16 protein-coding genes are annotated in these 15,399 nt (G+C 62.3%); 5 read left to right on the top strand and 11 right to left on the bottom strand.

Translation table 11 applies throughout. The features are described from left to right. Positions 1–77: 77 nt before the first annotated feature. The 8 genes from V5N12_RS04035 to V5N12_RS04000 all read right to left on the bottom strand — a co-directional run bounded on the left by V5N12_RS04035 (position 78) and on the right by V5N12_RS04000 (position 6,268). Positions 78–620 (bottom strand): NUDIX hydrolase, encoded by a 543-nt coding sequence (locus tag V5N12_RS04035; protein ID WP_332897869.1) that lies wholly within the window; start codon positions 618–620, stop codon positions 78–80. Further along, positions 617–997 (bottom strand): hypothetical protein, encoded by a 381-nt coding sequence (locus V5N12_RS04030; protein ID WP_332897868.1) that lies wholly within the window; start codon positions 995–997, stop codon positions 617–619. The genes V5N12_RS04035 and V5N12_RS04030 overlap by 4 nt, the downstream gene beginning before the upstream one ends. A 36-nt stretch (positions 998–1,033) precedes the next feature. Beyond that, complete coding sequence (locus V5N12_RS04025; protein ID WP_332897867.1) at positions 1,034–1,456, bottom strand: DUF5809 family protein; 423 nt, start codon at positions 1,454–1,456, stop codon at positions 1,034–1,036. Between the two features lie 25 nt (positions 1,457–1,481). Continuing rightward, complete coding sequence (locus tag V5N12_RS04020) at positions 1,482–1,892, bottom strand: DUF5810 domain-containing protein (protein ID WP_332897866.1); 411 nt, start codon at positions 1,890–1,892, stop codon at positions 1,482–1,484. Positions 1,893–1,931: 39 nt separating this feature from the next. Beyond that, complete coding sequence (rimI, locus tag V5N12_RS04015) at positions 1,932–2,402, bottom strand: ribosomal protein S18-alanine N-acetyltransferase (RefSeq protein ID WP_332897865.1); 471 nt, start codon at positions 2,400–2,402, stop codon at positions 1,932–1,934. Positions 2,403–2,545: 143 nt separating this feature from the next. Further along, positions 2,546–4,513 (bottom strand): aconitate hydratase, encoded by a 1,968-nt coding sequence (locus V5N12_RS04010; protein WP_332897864.1) that lies wholly within the window; start codon positions 4,511–4,513, stop codon positions 2,546–2,548. Positions 4,514–4,652: 139 nt separating this feature from the next. Next, positions 4,653–5,273 (bottom strand): TetR/AcrR family transcriptional regulator, encoded by a 621-nt coding sequence (locus tag V5N12_RS04005; RefSeq protein ID WP_332897863.1) that lies wholly within the window; start codon positions 5,271–5,273, stop codon positions 4,653–4,655. Between the two features lie 53 nt (positions 5,274–5,326). After that, complete coding sequence (locus tag V5N12_RS04000) at positions 5,327–6,268, bottom strand: oxidoreductase (protein WP_332897862.1); 942 nt, start codon at positions 6,266–6,268, stop codon at positions 5,327–5,329. Between the two features lie 155 nt (positions 6,269–6,423). Here V5N12_RS04000 and V5N12_RS03995 point away from each other — a divergent pair, with 155 nt between their 5' ends. Then, positions 6,424–6,924: a deoxyuridine 5'-triphosphate nucleotidohydrolase gene (locus tag V5N12_RS03995; protein ID WP_442904924.1), complete on the top strand. Its 501-nt coding sequence runs from the start codon at positions 6,424–6,426 to the stop codon at positions 6,922–6,924. 80 nt (positions 6,925–7,004) lie between these two features. Further along, entirely contained in the window at positions 7,005–8,438 is a 1,434-nt protein-coding gene (locus V5N12_RS03990) for a S8 family peptidase (protein ID WP_332897860.1), read from the top strand. Here the strand turns inward: V5N12_RS03990 and V5N12_RS03985 are convergent, their stop codons facing one another. After that, positions 8,439–8,597, bottom strand: a complete 159-nt coding sequence (locus V5N12_RS03985; RefSeq protein ID WP_332897859.1) for a hypothetical protein — start codon at positions 8,595–8,597, stop codon at positions 8,439–8,441. It lies immediately after the preceding gene. 129 nt (positions 8,598–8,726) lie between these two features. Between V5N12_RS03985 and V5N12_RS03980 the strand changes: the two genes are divergently transcribed. Next, entirely contained in the window at positions 8,727–10,946 is a 2,220-nt protein-coding gene (locus tag V5N12_RS03980; protein ID WP_332897858.1) for a S8 family serine peptidase, read from the top strand. Between the two features lie 101 nt (positions 10,947–11,047). Next, positions 11,048–12,742 carry a winged helix-turn-helix transcriptional regulator gene (locus V5N12_RS03975; RefSeq protein WP_332897857.1) on the top strand — a complete coding sequence of 565 codons (1,695 nt, stop codon included), beginning with the start codon at positions 11,048–11,050 and terminating at the stop codon, positions 12,740–12,742. Here the strand turns inward: V5N12_RS03975 and V5N12_RS03970 are convergent. Both V5N12_RS03970 and V5N12_RS03965 read right to left on the bottom strand, forming a co-directional pair. Continuing rightward, positions 12,713–13,681 (bottom strand): LLM class flavin-dependent oxidoreductase, encoded by a 969-nt coding sequence (locus tag V5N12_RS03970; RefSeq protein ID WP_332897856.1) that lies wholly within the window; start codon positions 13,679–13,681, stop codon positions 12,713–12,715. The genes V5N12_RS03975 and V5N12_RS03970 overlap by 30 nt on opposite strands. 51 nt (positions 13,682–13,732) lie before the next feature. After that, positions 13,733–14,050: a CHY zinc finger protein gene (locus V5N12_RS03965; RefSeq protein ID WP_332897855.1), complete on the bottom strand. Its 318-nt coding sequence runs from the start codon at positions 14,048–14,050 to the stop codon at positions 13,733–13,735. A gap of 77 nt (positions 14,051–14,127) precedes the next feature. On the opposite strand from V5N12_RS03965, the gene V5N12_RS03960 reads away from it, so the two are divergent. Further along, a complete protein-coding gene (locus tag V5N12_RS03960; protein ID WP_332900069.1) occupies positions 14,128–15,381 on the top strand; it encodes a hypothetical protein in 1,254 nt (417 codons plus the stop codon). The last annotated feature ends 18 nt before the right edge of the window (positions 15,382–15,399 follow it).

Here is a 15,399-nt window from a genome sequence, read left to right as displayed (position 1 = left end):
GCTCGGTCAGAGCGCAGCCCCTTTCAGTCCCACCCGTAGTGATTGGTCGTCTGAGTCAGCGAAACACGTAGTTGGACTTAGATGAGGCCTTCTTCTTTCGCCAGTAGAATGCCTTCAATCGTGGCGTCGTTTGCGGGTTCTTTTCGAGCAAGTTCCAACGCCTCATCAACGGGAACCGACGTGACGGTGATGAACTCGTTGCCGTCGAGTTTGCGCTCGACGGGGCGGAGGCCCTCTGCGAACACGATTCCGCGGCGGTGGCGCAACACGCCAGTTGAGCACCAGAACTCTTCTATGAGGGCGAGGCTGTCTGCGGCGAAGCCCGTTTCTTCTTGCAGTTCGCGCGCCCCGGCTTGGGTGTAGGATTCGCCTTGCTCGACGATGCCTGCGGGGAGTTCGAGACACTGCTCGCCAATGGCGGGCCGGTACTGGTCTACGAGAATAATCTCGTCGTCTGCGACGGCCACCACGACGACGGCGTCGGGTAGTTCCGCCCAGTAGTACTTCTTCTCGGAGCCGTCCGGTTGGGTGACGAGGTCGTAGCCGCCGGTGTACCAGCCGGTTTCGTACTCGGCTTTCGATTCGAGAACGGGCCAGTCGTGGTCGCGCGACTCGGTCATACGTCCTGTACAACCGTTATCCGATAAAGTGTGCCGTTGTGAGAGACGTACACTGCGTCGCCGTCCACGGCGGCGGGGTTGCGCTGGCCAAGCGCCGACCGTTCGTCAAAAGGTGAGTGGGTAAACGCCTCTTTCAGGCCAATCGGCCCCTTCCAGTAGGGTTCAGACTGCCCGGATGCGAGCGCCACAGTGGTGTAGGGATAGCGATTACTCGGCAGGAACGACCCGTTTACCGCCTCGTGGTCGCCGTCTGTGGGCGTCGCGGTCAGGTAGTAGGGGTCGCCGCTATTGAGCAGACTCGGCACCGCACCGAGCGCGAGCAAGAGGATGAGAAACACACCGATGGCGAGGAGCGCGTTGCGGGTGACCGGGCGCATACCGAGGGTTGGGAGCGAACGGGAAAAAGCGCCTCGCTAGAGTGAGAGCGTCTCGCGGTAGATGCGGCCGAACGCTTGGCGACGCAGGGTTGCCACGGCGGCCGCCTCCTCGTTCTGGAAGGTGGCGGCCACGACCGTGTTCGCAAACGGGGCGACGTGCCAGACGACGTGGTCTACGCTGTCGCTTCCGGCTTCGACGACGTCGTACTCGTCGTGGGCAGCACACCAGTCGTCGAACTCTTCGCGGGTGCCGACGGTGACTTTGAGCAGTGAGGAGAACAGCGCGTTTCGTGCGGTCGTGACCACGTCGTCGGTGACGCGTTCGTGGTACTCCTCGCGGTCGAACGCCATCGCTTTCGCCGTCTCTTTGACCGTGAGTTGGGCGGCGGGGCCGACCTGTTCGAACTGCTCGCGGGCGTCCTCTATAGTCTCGGGCGAGAAAAGGCCGTCTTCGTGCATGGTCTGTGTATGTGGCGGGACGCAGTTACGCGTTTTCGTCTTCGTCTTTCGCGCGATGTTCTTCTGCCATCCGCTTTGCCTCCTCCATCGCCGCCTGCGTTTTCGCGTCTAACTCGGGCGACTGGTCGGGCGCTTCCGTGTGGTGTGCATGGTTTGGCTCGTCATCGAAGAGGTCGCCCGGGCGCACGTCGTCGTGGTCGTGTTCGTGGTCGTGACCCGTCGTATCCTCGAACACCTGCGGGTACTCGCGTTCTTCTGCGAACTCGGTGACGCGCGCGGCGAGTTCTTTCTGCCCCTCCGCAGACCAGCCGGGGGCGTGTTCGTCCAACCACGCTTCGTGCTCGGCGTTGCCGAGGATGGCGGTGAAGGCGAGGTGGTTCGCAAGATGCTTGCCGTCCATCTGCGGTGCCTCACAGACCGGGCAGACATATCCCATGATGGGGGGAATGTGAGCCGTCGAAAAAAGGCAATCGCCTCACTCGTCTGTTTTGAGGAAGATGAGCGCATCCTCGCCGTCTTCGTAGTAGCCGGGAACGCGGTGGTGTGGGGCGAAGCCAAAGCGTTTGTAGAGCGCCTGTGCGCCCGCGTTCGAGTCCCTGACTTCGAGTTTCACCGAGCGCACGCCGTGGGTGGCGAGGACGAACAGCGCGCGTTCGAGCAATAAACTGCCAATCCCCTCACCGCGGTGGGCGGGCGAGACGGCAAAGTCCTTGATGTGGCCAATCGGCCGCCCATGGTTCGCCACCGCGTCGGCCACGACGTAGCCCACGATGTCGTCGGTTTCGGCGACGAGAAAGCCCGGTTCGCCAACGAAAAACTCGAACGCCTGATACGGCCACGGCTGGGGGAACGACTGGCGTTCGATGCGGAAAATTGAGAGCAAATCTGTGCGCGTTGCTTCCCGAATTTCGACTGCCTGCCCGACATCGTCGGCCGTCGTTGTCACAGAGAGAAATACGCACGGAACGCTATATATCACATTTGGGCGAACATTTTCTGCCGGTGGCTCCCTCCCGCTGGCGTGGGGCGAGTCAGTGACCGAGAGTCGTCGCTCGGGGCCGGTGAAAACGAAAGAGAAGGGAAGAGAGATTAGTCGTCTGCGGGTGCTGCGCCGCCTTCGGTCTGCATCTTCGTGTGTGGCAGTTTGCCACCGTCTGCGAGGATTTCACGCTCGCGCTCGGACGCTTCGAGTTCTGCGGTGAACTCCCAGTCGTCGTTGACGCGAACCGTGAACGTCTCCTTGCCGTTGCGGACGCCTTCTGCGACGTCGTCGACGATTTCCATGTCGTCGCCCTGTTCGAGCTTGTCGTAGGTCTCCTCGTCGATGACGAGTGGGATGAGACCGAAGTTGAACAGGTTCGCTTTGTGGATGCGGGCGAACGACTGGGCGAAGACGCCCTGGATGCCGAGGAACATCGGACACAGCGCGGCGTGTTCGCGGGAGGAGCCCTGCCCGTAGTTCTCGCCGGCGACGAGGAAGCCGCCGTCGGAGTCGAGCGAGCGCTGGGCGAAGCTCTGGTCGACGCGCGAGAGCGTGAACTCAGAGAGCTTTGGGATGTTCGACCGGTACATCAGGATGTCCTGCGTCGCTGGAATGATGTGGTCGGTCGTGATGTTGTCCTCCATCTTGAGGAGCGCGGAGCCTTCGAGATGGGCGTCGAGTGGGTCTTTCAGCGGCACGTCGCCGATGTTTGGCCCCTTGATGAGGCTGTCGTCGACGGGTTCGTCCGGCGTGATGATGTCCGCTTTCGAGCCGTTGTATTTGTCTGGCATCACGGCACCCGGTGCGTCGAGGTCGCCAAGTTCCTCTGCGAGGTCGCGTGGGTCGACGATTTCGCCTGTGATACCGGCGGCGGCGGCGACCTCTGGCGAGCAGAGGTAGACGTTGTCGTCTTCGATACCGGAGCGACCCTCGAAGTTGCGGTTGAACGTCCGCAGGGAGACGGAGTTGGAGGCTGGGACGTGACCGATACCGATACACGCACCACAGGTTGCCTCGGAGAAGTTGACACCGGCGGCCATCATCTCTGCGACCCAGCCCTCACGGGCGAGGAGTTCTGCAGACTGCTTGGAGCCGGGTGCGACGATGAACTCCGTTTTCTTGTTGACTTCGCGGCCTTCGACCATCTTCGCGGCCGGGAGGATGTCCGTGTAGCCACCGTTTGTACAGGAGCCAACCATGACCTGGTCGACCTGCGTGCCGGCGACTTCGCGGACGGGAACGACCTTGTCAGGCATGGATGGGCACGCGATGAGCGGTTCGAGGTCGGAGAGGTCGATGACGATTTCGTCGTCGTACTCCGCATCCTCGTCGGGCTGGAGGTCGACGTAGTCGTCTTCGCGGCCGACCCGAGAGAGGAAGTCCTTCGTCGCCTCGTCGGTTGGGAAGATGGAGGACGTCGCGCCGAGTTCCGTACCCATGTTGGTGATGGTCGTGCGCTCGGGGACGGTGAGCGTCTCGACACCGGGGCCGGTGTACTCGAAGATTTTGCCGACGCCGCCTTTGACGGAGAGCCGACGGAGCATCTCGAGGATGACGTCTTTTGCGGTCGACCATTCTGGGAGTTCGCCTTCGAGACGAACGTTCACGACTTCCGGCATCTCGACGTAGTAGGGGCCGCCACCCATGGCGACGGCGATGTCGAGGCCACCGGCACCGATGGCGAGCTGGCCGAGGCCACCGGGCGTTGGCGTGTGGGAGTCAGATCCGAGGAGCGTCTTGCCGGGTGCGGCGAAGTTCTCCTTGTGGACGTTGTGGCAGATGCCGTTGCCGGGACGGGAGAAGTAGGCCCCGAACGTGCCTGCTGCAGACCGGAGGAAGCGGTGGTCGTCAGAGTTCTTAAAGTCGAACTGGTAGGTCTGGTGGTCACAGTACTGGGCGGCGAGTTCCGTCTGGACTTCGTCGATTTCGAGCGCTTCGAACTGGAGCCAGACGAGGGTCCCCGTCGTGTCCTGTGTGAGCACTTGGTCGATTTCGATACCAATCTCTTCACCTGTCGCAAGTTCCCCTTCGACAAGGTGGTCAGCAAGAATTTTTTCCGTAAGCGTCTGTCCCATATCAGCTAAAAATGCAGGCTACAGTGTTATAAATCCCGTGAAATTAGCCATGGAAAACCATCATAAACACCGCTTCCGCCGGCAATTTTCTCGAAAGAATTGCCATTTTCACGCGAACTGATAGACACTTGGTGACATATCAACTAGGCGGTCGCACAGCCTCGCTGCGGAGGTCGTCGAGAACCGAATCGAGCGCGGCACGAATCGAGGAGATAGTCGCCGTGCGCGTGGTCGTCGCGCGCGTCTGCATCGCATAGAGCAGCAGGCCCACGAGGTGTTCTGCGGCGACGGGCACGTCTACGTCTGCGAACTGGCCCGCCTCGATACCGGCCTCGATGAAGTCTGAAACCGTTGCGACGAGCAGCGAGTCGAGTTCCGTGAACTTCTCGCGGTAGGCCTCGCTTTGAGCCGCCTGTGCGCGAAGCTCTGCGTACACGCGCAGGAAGGTTCGTTTGTCCGCTGAGACCGTCTCCGGGAGGAGTTTATCGACGAACGCACGGAGGTTCGTCTCGGGGTCTGCGCCAGCACCGTCTATGTACTCTGCGGTGAACTGAGCGAGGTGGAAATCGAGCAACGCCAACAGGAGGTCGTCTTTGTCGTCGAAGTGGTAGTAGATGAGCGAGGGGCTCTGGCCGAGTTCGTCGCCAATGGCCTTTATCGAGAGGTCGGCGTAGCCGTGGGTGGCGAGCGCGTCGAACGCCGCCGCGATGATTCGGTGTTTCGTGGAGCCTGAGTCCGCTCGCACGCCGGGATGGGTCATAGAGTTCTCACCGGAACTTCGACGCGCGTGACCCTCAATACTTCGAGAATGGGTCAGGCCTCGACGGTTTCTTCGTCGTGTTCGCTGTCGCCTTCCTCGAAGAACGTGACGCCAGTCGCCTCCGCTGCGTATTCCCAGAGCCGTTTTGCGACCTGTTCGTCACGGGCGGCTGTGGAGATTTTCGCGGGTTCCGGGGAGCCACGGATTTCGAACCAGCCGTCGGGGCCGTAGTAGCCGCCCGCCTGTGCATCGGGCGCGGTCGCCGCGTAGAGGGTTGGCAGCGCGCCTTGGTCTTGGTCCATGCTGAAAAAGCCGATGCCGAAGTCCGTGAGCGAGCTGTGGCGCTGGAGGTTCGTTCGCGTAAAGCCGGGGTGGGCGGCGAGCGAGATAGTGTCCGCGTCGTGTGCGTCGAGTTGGCGCTGGAGTTCGAGGGCGAACATGAGGTCTGCAAGCTTGCTTTGACCGTATTCGCGCCACTGGCTGTAGGACTTCTCGCCGCGGAAGTTGTCGAAGTCGATGCTGGCTCGGCGGTGGGCGAGGCTCGACAGCGTCACGACCCGCGAATCGGGTGTAGAGAGGAGCATCGGGAGCAACTGCCCGGTGAGCGCGAAGTGGCCGATGAAGTTCACGCCGAACTGGAGTTCGAAGCCTTCCTCGGTCTTCGAGAATGGCGGCACCATCACGCCCGCGTTGTTCACGAGCACGTCAAGGTCGCTGTAGCGGTCGGTGAACGCGGCGGCGAACTGTGCGACCGAGTCGAGGCTTGCGAGGTCAAGTTCCATCGTGTCGAGCGAGGCGTTCTCCACCTCGGATTCGAGTTTGCGTCGGGCGGCGTCGGCACGGTCTGCGCTCCGACACGCCATCACGACGTGTGCGCCCTTTTCCGCGAGTTGTTTCGTCGCCCCGTAGCCAATGCCGCTGTTCGCGCCGGTCACGATGACTGTCTTGCCGGTGCAGTCGGGGATGTCTGCCGCCGTCCAGTTTGTAGTTGCCATTGTGTGTTTCCAAGTGAGCGCCCAACAGAGTTGTTTGAACGTTCAATCAAATACTGGGATGGGGTTCGAGGAGATAAGCATATCGGTAAAATGATGGCTGTATGGGAGGTTCGTGCTTCGGCAGACCTTTGCTCTCGGGCCAAACTCCCATAGGTATGTTCCGAAGCGGGCAGTTCGTTGCAGACAACGTTACCCCGGTCACCGACGAACAAATCCAACCGAACGGCATCGACCTCACCCTCGAAGCCGTGTTCGAACAGCGCGAACCCGGCCGAATCGGCACGGACGGCAAGGAAGTTGGCGACCGCCAGCGCATGGCGGGCGAACAAGTGGTCGAAGTGCCACCCGAAGAGCCCGACCCGAACGGGGCGTACTACCTGCCACCCGGCGGTTACATCGTCCGCTATGCCGAAATCGTCTCCATCCCCGAAGAACACGTCGGGTTCATCTACCCGCGCTCGTCGCTGCTTCGCAACTCGTGTATGCTGAACACCGCGGTCTGGGACGCGGGCTACGAAGGCAAAGGCGAAGGCCTGCTCCAAGTCCACCACGACATCGAAATCGAACACGGCGCGCGCATCGCCCAACTGGTGCTCGCAGAAGCCGATCACGAGGGCGTTTACGAGGGGTCGTATCAGGGCGAAAACCTCGACTAACCGAGGTATTGTCACTCGATATTTTGATAATTTAATGCAGTCAGCAATAGATTTTAATGTGGTATTCTCGTGCAGTTGCTATGGCACGTCAGAACACGCCACGACGGACGTTTCTCAAAGGCATCGGCGCGGCAAGCGTCGGCACGGCGCTCGCAAGTGGAAGCGCAGGTGCGTCGTTGCCACTCGTTGACGACGTTCTCAATCTCACAAGCGAAGACCCACAGGAAGTGCTCATCGTCTTCGACTCCACCGACGACATCTCGTTGCTCTCCGGACTCAACCTCGTAGACGGCTTCGTGGGCCTGAACGTCCTCCCAATCGGCTACACCCGCCTGACCGGGTCGCAAATTGAGGAAGTCGCGTCGTGGGACGCCGTCCGGCGGGTCGAAGCCAACAAAGAACTCGATTACCACAACGCAGACGCCCGCGAGGTGACCGGCGTTTCGACCGTTCAGTCTGACCTCGGCTACACCGGTGAAAAAGTCCACACCGCCGTCATCGACTCGGGAATTTCGGGGCTGCATCCTGACCACCAAGTGAACCTCCAGCACAACTATCGCTACCTCAACCCGCTCGGGTCGAGCGAGACCACCTTCTGGACGGACGTTGGCAACATCGACACCGATGACAACGGCCACGGCACCCACACCAGCGGGTCGATTGCGGGCGACGGGACGAACACCGCCGAGAACCGGGGGATGGCCCCGAACGCCGACCTCACCGTCTATTCGGCGGGCCTCACGCTCCTCATCATTCACGCTGTGTCCGCGCTGGACCACCTCATCTCTGAGCGCCTCGCCGGGAACACCGACGCCCAAATCGTCTCGAACTCGTATGGGAGCGCGAGCGCAGACGACTACGACCCCGATGCCGCGCTCAACGTGGCGACGTGGGAAGCGTTCCAAGCCGGAATTCTCCCCGTCTTTTCAGCGGGGAACTCCGGCCCGGCGACCAACACGCTCAACGACTACGCGAAAGCCCCCCACGTCCTCAGCGTCGCCGCCACCGACGACCAGAAGGCGGTCACCGACTTCTCCTCGCGCGGTCGCGCCTCCTCGTACTCAGGCGAGACGAACTACGACCGCCAGACCGCCTTCGAGAACTTGAGTGCGTATCACGCAGGCGAGTCCGTGAGCGGCCCGGTCGGCCTCTATCGCAACGGCGTCGGCGCACCCGGCAACGCCGTCGTGAGCACGCTTTCGCCCCTCGACCCACTCAACGCGACAGGTGACGGGAACGACCTCTACTACGGCCCGCTCAGCGGGACGAGCATGTCGTGTCCCGTCACCGCCGGGATTGCCACGCTCATGGTAGACGCCTACTACGACGCGACGGGGTCGTACCCGGAACCACTCGGCGTGTTGAACACCATTGAGGCAACCGCCACGGAAGCCCGAGAAACGTACACCCCGGCGAACATCGGCGCAGGCTTTGTCGATGCGGAAGCCGCCGTCTCGCGGGCGGCAAACGGCGACTTCGCTACTTTCAGCGAGGTCAGCATCGTGAGCGAATAATTAGATGAGTTTCGTGGTCTCTCGGAGGACGCCTCCGGAGTGCCACACGAGGTGCTTTTCCTCTGCGTGCAGTTCTGCGTGTTCGAACGTCTCGTACTCGCTTCCGGCCCGGACGCGGAAGCCACAGTCTGGCTCCGGGCAACTGTACTCGTAGGCCATACGAGAGATACGCGCGCTGAGGAGAAAGTAGTGTGTTAATTGTTAGCAAACAGGTCTGAACGCCCGAACTTCAAACGTTTGGACGATTTGGCCAGAAGAGTATTTTATAGACAATTGTTGCCTAGTGCCATGCGCTTCAGCAGACGCACACTCCTAAAAGCAACAGGCGCGGCGGGCGCAGCCACTCTCGTCCCGTTCACGGGGAGCGGCTTTGCACAGACTCCAACCATCGACACCAGTCTCGACACCGACAGCACCGAATTACAGGAAGTGCTGGTCGTGTTCGACGACCCCGCGAACGTCGACCTCATCACCCAGTTCGACCTCCCAGCGGGCCACTACGCCTTCGAAGTGTTGCCGATTGCCTATACGAAGCTCACGGGCGACCAGATTGCGACGCTCGCGGAGATTCCCGCCGTGAAATACATCCAAGCGAACACACAACTCGACTACCACAACGACGATTCGCGGGAGGCGACGGGCGCGGACATCGTCCAAGAGAACCTGTTTTACACGGGCGAAACCGCCCATTCGGTGGTCATCGACTCGGGCATCGACGGCGACCACCCCGACCACCAAACGAACCTCCAGCACAACTGGCGCTACACCGACCCGCTCGATGCGGGCACGATGTGGGTCGATGCCGGTCCCGCAGACACCGACGACAACGGCCACGGCACCCACACCAGCGGCTCTGTGGCTGGCGACGGCACTGCGAGCGACGGCAAGTACCGCGGGATGGCACCCGACGCGAAACTCACCGTCTACTCGGCGGGGGCGACCCTCCTCATCGTCCAAGCCGTAGGAGCCTACGACCACCTGCTCTCGCGGGTGGAACAAGGGAAAACCGACGTGCAAATCGTCTCGAACTCGTATGGTACTTCGAGTCCCGACGACTTCGTGCCGAGCGACGCACTCAACGTCGCGACGTGGGAAGCGTTCCAGCGCGGCATCCTCCCCATTTTCTCTGCGGGCAACGACGGCCCCGGCGAGGACACGCTCAATAACTATTCGAAAGCCCCACACGTCCTCAGCGTGGCCGCGACGTTCGACGACAAGACGGTCACCGACTTCTCCTCCCGCGGCCGATTCGCCGACTACGACGGCGGCGGCGAGGGCGCACAGTACGACCGCGAACTCGCGCTGTCGAATCTGACCGACTACTTCGACGCGAACCTCGCAGACCAGCCGGTGCTCTCAGAGACCTCCTTTACCGGAACCGTCGGCCCCGGTTCGAGCGACGCGGGCGTCGGTGACTCGGCGTATCAGGAGTGGACGGCCCCCGAGAAGGCGGGCTACGTCGAAGCCGACGTGTCGTGGACGCCGCCGGGCCAAGATTTAGACATCTACCTCCACCAAGGCGCAAAAGACGGCCCCGTCGTCGCAAGTGGTGCGAGCCTCGACAACCCCGAACACGTCGCGGGAGCCGTGACCGGCGGCGAGACGTACTACTTCGAAATCGTCCCGTACGCGAACCTCACTGCCTCGTGGACCATCGACCTCACCGCGCGCGAAGCCCCGCCTGCGGGCCAACAGCCGGAAGGCCCGTTCGGCATCTACCGCAACGGCGTCGGCGCGAACGGCAACCTCGTCATGAGCACGCTGTCACCGGACGACCCACTCCAAGCCTACGCGAGCACGAGCGACCCGAACGAACAGGACGCAGAAATCTGGTACGGAAAAATCTCGGGAACGAGTATGTCCTGTCCCGTCACCGCCGGGGTCGCCACGCTCGTCGTGGACGCCTACAACCAGACCCACGGTGCGTACCCAGACCCCCTCGACGTGTTGCTCATCATGGAAGCCAGCGCGAAGGACGTGCGCGGTGGCTACAATCCGGCGAACATCGGTGCCGGGTTCGTGGATGCCGTCGGCGCGGTCACGCTCGCAGAGGAGAACAAGCCACACCCGGCGAAGTTCAACGACGTAGACCTCACCAGCCTCGACGGCACGGCCACTGACACGGTGTTTGAGGCAACTGGCTCGAGGGCCGACGACGGCTCCGTGTTCACCGCCGGGCAGACGAATCAGGTGACGATTACCGTCGAGAGCTCGACCGGATCTGCGTTCGTCCGGGATACGATTCCGTTCGACTGGACGCTCGTCGGCGGCGACGACGCCGAGGTGTACACCGAAGACGGCACGCGCTACGTCGAGTTCACCGAACCCGTGGGCACGGTCGAAGACGGCGACGACCCAGTCACTCGGACGTACTTCCTCGAAGCCCCTGACTCGACGGGCAGCTACGAGTTCGGCCCCGCAGCGGCCACCGCGACGTTCGACGAGGTGCGCACGGTGACGCTGACCGGCACGGACAGCAACACCGTCGGCGGCGTCGATACGAACTGAGCAGTCCGCGATTCTTTTTCTCGCAGCGAACCGGGCCAAAACCTATATGCGAATGTATCTGAAATCCAGCGTATCGACGGAGTGGGAAGGTATGCCTCGGCATGACAGTGACTGACGACCGTGTACGCGTGTGGGTGCTTGGAACGATTGTGGTAGCGGTCGCGCTCGTTCTCTCACCGATGGCCGTCACCGCGCTCCCCGACGACCCACTTTCCGGGACAACGAACACGACCGACACCACCAATACGACGCTCGACACCAGCACGGAGACGCTGACTGACACACCGACCACGACGCTTGATGCAAACACGGAAACGCTGACCTCGACAGCAACGCTTTCGACGACGCTCGATTCGACTGATTCGACCACCGAGACGACGACTTCCTCGACCACTTCGACGGACACGGTAACCGACGAGGTGTCGGCTCCGACGCCCACACCGACCGAAACCGTCGATGGCGTCGAATCGACCGTCGAGGACACGGCGACCAATGTCGTCGAAGACGTGAGCGACGGAACGACCACCGAGAGCGTTGACACGGGAGACGCGACGAGCGAGTTATCCGCGACCACAGACACCCTCACCGACGGTTCGACTGACGCAGCCGACACGGTTGTGGAAACCGTCGAGTCGACCACCACCGCAACCGTCTCGGTGGAGACGACAGCGACCACCGACCTGACCGCGACCACTGAAACGACGGTCACGGAAACGGCGGTCACGACGGACACCGTCGCAAGTAACCCGACGAACACGGTCACCGAAACGCTCGCCACCGATACGACCACGACGACCGAGGCGGTTGTTGCGGAGACGGCGGAGACGACCGACGGGGTGGTCGAAACCACGACAGAGCAGACCGTGAGCGAGACGCAGGAAACAGACGCAGACGAAGCCCAGACGAGCAACACCACGGCAACCCAGAAGGCAGATTCGAGCGGGGATGCCAACGCCGAGGCGGTGGCCGGTTCCACAGCCGACAGCGAGCGGCAAAGCAAACAGAGTGCGGCGGAGACCCCCTCGGACGACAACGCCACGGCGCTCCTCCCGCCGTTTTCGACGGGTTCGCTGCCGGAGCCGGTACCTGAGGAACCCGGCATCGCGCTCGGCGTTGGCGCGCTCGTCACCGCGGGCGCGGTGCGCTACGGTCCCGCCATCGACTGGTCGAGTTTCAGCCACGTTGCAACGCAGGCGTCACCCTCTGCCATCACCAGCAGGCTGTCTGCGGGCATCGAACGCATAACGCGCATCATCGCGCCGTTTCGCTACAGCCGCTTTGACGACTCAGACCCGCTCGAACATGAGGGGCGCGACGCCGTCTATTCGGCCATCAGCGAGTCGCCCGGCATCTACCTCTCTGCGGTTGCCGACCGCGCCGACGTGCCGCTTTCGACGGCCCGCCACCACCTCCGGGTGCTCGAAGACGAGAAGCTGATTTCGGGGGTGAAAATTCGGGGCAAGCGCCGGTTCTATGCCGCCCACACTGAGAGTCACGAACTCGCCGCGGCGCTCAACGACGAGGCGACGGCGGCCGTCTTAGACGCGCTCTCGCGGCTCGGCCCGTCTTCGGTGTCCGCGCTCGCCGCCGACCTTGGCCGCGACCCGAGTACGGTGACCCACCACCTCCAGCGGCTCGAAGCCGACGACATCGTGGTGCGCGAACGCGAGGGCCGAGCGGTCGTCACCCGGCTCTCGCCCGAGGCGTACGCCGCCCTGCACCCCGAACCAGAGCCAGCACCCTCCGCGCGCATCATGGCCGACGGCTCAGGCGTCGAGGAAGGTCTCGACCAGTAAGTCGAACTGCTGTTCGAGGTCGGCTGGCGTGTGGACGACCTGTCCGAGAATGACTTCGTCAAAGCCCATGGCTTCGACCGCATCGAGGTCGGCGTGGATGTCCGCGGGCGTGCCAGTCAGGCAGTAGCGTTTTGCGTAGTCGAAATCCCGGTCGCCCGCGAGATAGTCTTCGAACGCGGGTTTCTGTTCGCGGTGGGCTTCTTCGCGGTCGTCGGTGTCCACGACGTGGATGTACTGGAGCATCACCCGGCGCAGGGAGTCGGGGTCGACATCCTGTTCGCGGGCGTACTCGGAGATGATCTCCCACTCGGCTTCGAGTTTCTCAGGCTGCGTTGGCCGGGCGAGCCAGCCGCCGCAGTCGAGAATCCGGTCGAGAATGGGGCGTGGAATGCGACGGTTGCCGTCTTCGTCAACAATCGACGAGCCACCAGCGAGGAGCTTTGGCGGGGTGTCGAGCACTGGGTCGATGCGCACATTCTCGAACTCGTGAAAGCGCCCGGAGAAGGAGGCTTCGCCCTCGAACAGCCGGTTCAACACGGACACGGCTTCGCTCACGCGCGGGCCGCGTTCGGTGCGCGGAACCCCCGTCACTTCGAACTCCTTTGGCACGTATCCGGCTCCAAGCCCGAGCGTGACCTGCCCCTCCGTGAGGTGCTGAATCGAGAGGGCCTGTGAGGCGATGTTCGCGGTGTGCCGAAGCGGTGCGATGAGGATGGACGTGCCGAGATTGATTTCCGGCGCGACTGCGGCGGCGTGTGACAGCGCAATCAGTGGGTCGAGCAGGCTCGTGTGGTAGGTGTCTGGTTTGACGACGTGGTCGAGCACCCAGAGCCCGTGAAAGCCCGCGCCGGTCGCTTCGCGCGCCCACCAGCGAATCGTCTCCGCCGGGACGCGATACTCGCCGGTGCAGTGGGTTGGCAGCATACTCCCGAGTTTCATGCCTTCACAAGTGAGTGTGCGAACAAGTAGCTACCCCCGCCATTGGCGAGGTCACTGCTCGAAATATCGGTCGTAGTGCGACCGGCATCCCGGATTGAACTCGGCTCCACATGCGGGACACGCGTCGTCGGCGTCGAGATACGCCGTAACCGAGAGTTCTGTATCACACACGCCACACAGCACCGCAGGCTCGTCGAATCGGTCGTGCGGCCAGACGACGGCGTCGTGGTTGGCGACAGCTTCGTGACACTGGAAACACGGATAGTAGGTCTCACAGCAGGCGAATTTGAGCGCGACCACGTCGCGGGCTGTGTCGTAGTGGGCACAACGCGTCTCTGAGTCGACGCCGACGCCTCGAACCTCGGGCATTGGCGGGGGTTGGGGTGGTATCGGGTTGAACGTTCTGCCAGCTCAAGGTTCTTATCAGTGGTCGGTGAAGTGAGGGTATCGCTAGCGCTTCGGGGTCGCTCTCTGAACCCTACGTGCTCGCACACACGAAGCGACGGCTGTTTCCAAAGTCTGAGGATTCGCAAGTGTATGTGGTCACGGACACACAGTTTTCGACGGGAACGTGGCTCACAGACGAGCGCATTCGAGCAGACATCGTCGAAGAACTCGCGCCGTTCAACCACGTCAAGATTGGCAGTGGCTACCCGGACTTAGTCGGCGTCAGAACGCTCGAACCCGAACTGCTCGCTGTCGAGCGCTTCGGTGACGACCCGCCGCTCGTCGCCATCGAGGCAAAAGGCCACACAAGCAACGGACTAGTGGACACAGAGCGCGGCATCGTGCAGGCGTACAACCGCCTCGGGGAGGCGAACGCGGCGTATCTGGCCGCACCGGCAGACGCCATCACGCAAACTGATGCGACGCTCGCACGCGAGTTGAACGTCGGCATCCTCAGCGTCTCCCTGGACGGCGCAGTCGAGCCAACTGTCGTCCCACGACTCGTGGGTCATCGTGGCTCTGAAGCGACGGACGCAATCCGATTTCAGGCAAGCTCACAGGGCGTCGACGACAAGTCCTTCGGGTTGAATCACCCGAAAAACTACCTCGGCTATGCGCTTGCGTTTGCGCTCGGGGAGAACCAAAACGAGGTCGAGCAAACGCTCTCGCGGTACGTCGTCCGTGAGACGAACAGTGCCCGACGGGGAGCCCTATTTCTTGGCCTTGTAGACGACGACCTCGGTCGAGAGACCCTGACACCACTCGGTCACGAAGTGGTGCGATTTGCACAGGAGACCTGCGGCAGCGTGGAAGCGGCCCTCGAACGGTTCGAACACTGGAAAGGAACCCAGTCGCGCTTTTACACCGACGCCCCGCGCTGGGGGCAACTCGCCCGGCGCGTCGTGTTTGCCTACCCGGCGACCCAACTGCTTGTGACGGAACTCCAGCAGCTCCACGAATGGAACACGCCCGAGCCAACGCTCATCGACCTCGTGACGACGCTCTACGAACAACACCCAACGTTCACAGTTGAGTTGTTCATTCGGGGAACGGCTTCGGCTCGGTCTGCCGTGCTCAACGAGGACGGTGAGTTAGTGAGGGAGGCACTCACGGACGGCAACGTGTATCACTCGCCAACCGTGTTCCAGTTGAAGGCGATGCTCTATCACGTTGGCCTGCTCGCAGAACGGGGAAAAGAACCAAATCGCCTCGACCCGGAAACTGATAGCTGGGCGCTCAGAACGCCGGTGTGAGCGAAATACGGCGAGGGT

The organism is Haladaptatus sp. CMSO5, from assembly GCF_036689885.1.
Lineage (GTDB): Archaea > Halobacteriota > Halobacteria > Halobacteriales > Halococcaceae > QDMS2.
The sequence above is the reverse complement of the archived record's forward strand: the minus strand, read 5'-3'. Positions and strand labels throughout refer to the sequence as shown.

Excerpts from the sequence above, each read along its gene's own strand:
- V5N12_RS04035 (WP_332897869.1), bottom strand. The coding sequence starts at position 620 with ATGACCGAGTCGCGCGACCACGACTGGCCCGTTCTCGAATCGAAAGCC.
- V5N12_RS04030 (WP_332897868.1), bottom strand. The coding sequence starts at position 997 with ATGCGCCCGGTCACCCGCAACGCGCTCCTCGCCATCGGTGTGTTTCTC.
- V5N12_RS04025 (WP_332897867.1), bottom strand. The coding sequence starts at position 1,456 with ATGCACGAAGACGGCCTTTTCTCGCCCGAGACTATAGAGGACGCCCGC.
- V5N12_RS04020 (WP_332897866.1), bottom strand. The coding sequence starts at position 1,892 with ATGGGATATGTCTGCCCGGTCTGTGAGGCACCGCAGATGGACGGCAAG.
- V5N12_RS04010 (WP_332897864.1), bottom strand. The coding sequence starts at position 4,513 with ATGGGACAGACGCTTACGGAAAAAATTCTTGCTGACCACCTTGTCGAA.
- V5N12_RS04005 (WP_332897863.1), bottom strand. The coding sequence starts at position 5,273 with ATGACCCATCCCGGCGTGCGAGCGGACTCAGGCTCCACGAAACACCGA.
- V5N12_RS04000 (WP_332897862.1), bottom strand. The coding sequence starts at position 6,268 with ATGGCAACTACAAACTGGACGGCGGCAGACATCCCCGACTGCACCGGC.
- V5N12_RS03995 (WP_442904924.1), top strand. The coding sequence starts at position 6,424 with ATGTTCCGAAGCGGGCAGTTCGTTGCAGACAACGTTACCCCGGTCACC.
- V5N12_RS03990 (WP_332897860.1), top strand. The coding sequence starts at position 7,005 with ATGGCACGTCAGAACACGCCACGACGGACGTTTCTCAAAGGCATCGGC.
- V5N12_RS03985 (WP_332897859.1), bottom strand. The coding sequence starts at position 8,597 with ATGGCCTACGAGTACAGTTGCCCGGAGCCAGACTGTGGCTTCCGCGTC.
- V5N12_RS03980 (WP_332897858.1), top strand. The coding sequence starts at position 8,727 with ATGCGCTTCAGCAGACGCACACTCCTAAAAGCAACAGGCGCGGCGGGC.
- V5N12_RS03975 (WP_332897857.1), top strand. The coding sequence starts at position 11,048 with ATGACAGTGACTGACGACCGTGTACGCGTGTGGGTGCTTGGAACGATT.
- V5N12_RS03970 (WP_332897856.1), bottom strand. The coding sequence starts at position 13,681 with ATGAAACTCGGGAGTATGCTGCCAACCCACTGCACCGGCGAGTATCGC.
- V5N12_RS03965 (WP_332897855.1), bottom strand. The coding sequence starts at position 14,050 with ATGCCCGAGGTTCGAGGCGTCGGCGTCGACTCAGAGACGCGTTGTGCC.